The organism is Stenotrophomonas sp. CCNWLW57 (assembly GCF_037203925.1).
GTDB lineage: Bacteria > Pseudomonadota > Gammaproteobacteria > Xanthomonadales > Xanthomonadaceae > Stenotrophomonas > Stenotrophomonas rhizophila_A.
Genome location: NZ_JBBCBJ010000013.1, coordinates 1,190 through 2,553 on the forward strand (window position 1 = coordinate 1,190; position 1,364 = coordinate 2,553).

A 1,364-nucleotide genomic window follows, 5' to 3' on the forward strand; every position below is an offset into this window, starting at 1 on the left:
GCTGCTGAAGAGCGGCTGCGTGGTCAGCTCTGCCGTATCGCCCTTTGGCGTGTAGGCGCCGCGCGGGGTACGGTAGAAGTCGAAGAACTCGCGTTGGATGGCAGGGGTGTCAGCATCGAGTTTGTTCACTGTGCCTGGCACGTACACAGCCGCCCCGCCCTTGAACTCGGCCAAGCGCTGGTCGGTTGCCGACTGGATCACCGTCTTGCGCTGTTCCAGCGATTGCCCGTTGTTCAGCCCCTCCCGTGCCGCCGCACCCATGTCGTACATGCTCACCGTGGCGATGGCCTTGATGCGCGGGTCGATCTTGGCGGCGCTGATTACAAAGCTGCCGCTGCCACAGATACCCAGGCCGCCAATCCGATCCGGGTCCACATAGGGCTGCGTACTCAGGAAATCAACGGCCGCACTGATGTCGTCTGAATAGATTTCCGGCGCCACCAGGTGCCGCGGGGTGCCGTCGCTCTCTCCCCAGAAGGAAAGATCGATTGCCAGCGTAATGAAGCCCTGCTCGGCCAAGTTCTGCGCGTAGAGCTGCGAGCTCTGCTCCTTCACCGCGCCCATCGGGTGGCCAACCACCACGGCGGGGGCGCGGCTGCCGCGAGGCAAGCCCTGAGGGCGGTACAGCGTGCCCACCACTTCCATCTGGTACTGGTTGTGGAAGCTGACGCGCTCACCAGTGACAGTGGGGCTGCGGTAGAAGTTGTCTGCCCCGGCGGGACGGGCTGCCCCGGGCGTATCTGCAGCCATGGCGGGAAGCGGAAGTACGTAGCTGGCAAGCAGCGCCAGCAGCAACGTGGTCGGTTTCATGCGAGTGCGGCCTCGGTTGGGGGACTGAGGTCGCCACGATAGGCTCCGCCCGCTACCGTGATAAGCCGGCTGAAAGTTGATGCATTGTTGAGTTGAGCTCACAATTGGTCCATGAGCGCCGTGAAGACCAATGATCTGCAAGCCTTTCTAGTGGTGGCCCAAGAGCAGAGCTTCACCAAGGCCGCCATTCGCCTTGGGGTAACGCCCTCTGCGCTGAGCCATTCGATGCGGCTGCTGGAAGAGCGCCTGGGCATTCGCCTGCTGGCCCGCACCACGCGCAACGTTTCCCCCACTGAAGCCGGCGAGCGCCTTATGCGCTCCATCGCACCGCACTTCGAGGCTATCGGCGCCAGCGTGGAAGCGCTGGGGGACCTGCGCGACCGGCCGGCGGGAACGCTACGGATCTCCTGCACGGATGATTCGATGGAGACCATCATCCGACCACGGCTTGCCGGGTTCCTGGCCGAGTACCCGGATATCACGCTTGAGTTCTACGTGGATTACGGCTTTACCAACGTGGTGGAGCAGCGCTTCGACGCCGGCATCCGGCTCGG

At 63.7% G+C, this 1,364-nt stretch carries 2 protein-coding genes; one reads left to right on the plus strand and one right to left on the minus strand.

Annotation, left to right across the window (positions count from 1 at the left end; all coding sequences use genetic code 11):
* The coding region (locus V9K91_RS19210; RefSeq protein WP_337308200.1) for an alpha/beta hydrolase at positions 1-810 on the minus strand (810 nt) is incomplete at its 3' end.
* Between the two features lie 111 nt (positions 811-921).
* On the opposite strand from V9K91_RS19210, the gene V9K91_RS19215 reads away from it, so the two are divergent.
* The coding region (locus V9K91_RS19215; protein ID WP_336443802.1) for a LysR family transcriptional regulator at positions 922-1,364 on the plus strand (443 nt) is incomplete at its 3' end.